Annotated in this window: 1 protein-coding gene; it reads right to left on the bottom strand. The window is 66.6% G+C overall.

Going from position 1 to position 608, the window contains the following annotated elements; all coding sequences use genetic code 11:
* On the bottom strand, positions 1-608 hold a 608-nt coding region (locus AC630_RS42130; RefSeq protein ID WP_245330673.1), incomplete at both ends, for a chemotaxis protein CheA.

Below are 608 nucleotides of genomic sequence, written 5' to 3'. Positions count from 1 at the left end.
AGCGTCAGCGGGATCTTGATGGTGACGGAGGAGCCTTCGCCGGCCACCGACTTGATGTCGATGGTGCCGCCGATCTGGTCGATATTGGTGCGCACCACGTCCATGCCGACGCCGCGCCCCGACACCGAGGTGACGGCGGCCGCGGTGGAGAAGCCCGGGGCGAAGATGAACTTGTGGATCTGGGCCTCGCTCATCTTCTCGAGCTCGGCCTCGGTGACGAGACCCGAGGACAGCGCCTTGGTCTTGATCCTCTCGGTGTTGAGGCCGCGGCCGTTGTCGGCGATGCAGATGATGATGTGGCCGCCTTCGTGATAGGCGGAGAGGCGGATGGTGCCCTGCTCGCCCTTGCCGGCCGCCAAGCGCTCGGCCGGGGTCTCGAGGCCGTGATCGGCGGAGTTGCGCACCATGTGGGTGAGCGGGTCCTTGATCAGGTCGAGCACCTGGCGGTCGAGCTCGGTGTCGGCGCCGTGCATCTCCAGCTCGATCTGCTTGCCGAGCTCGCTCGACAGATCGCGGACGATGCGGGGCAGCTTCTGCCAGGCGTTGCCGATCGGCTGCATGCGCGTCTTCATGACGCCTTCCTGCAGCTCGGCGGTGACGTTGGAGAG

This window comes from Bradyrhizobium sp. AS23.2 (genome assembly GCF_001908185.1).
In the GTDB taxonomy this organism is placed as follows: Bacteria; Pseudomonadota; Alphaproteobacteria; order Rhizobiales; family Xanthobacteraceae; genus Bradyrhizobium.
The sequence above is the reverse complement of the archived record's forward strand: the minus strand, read 5'-3'. Positions and strand labels throughout refer to the sequence as shown.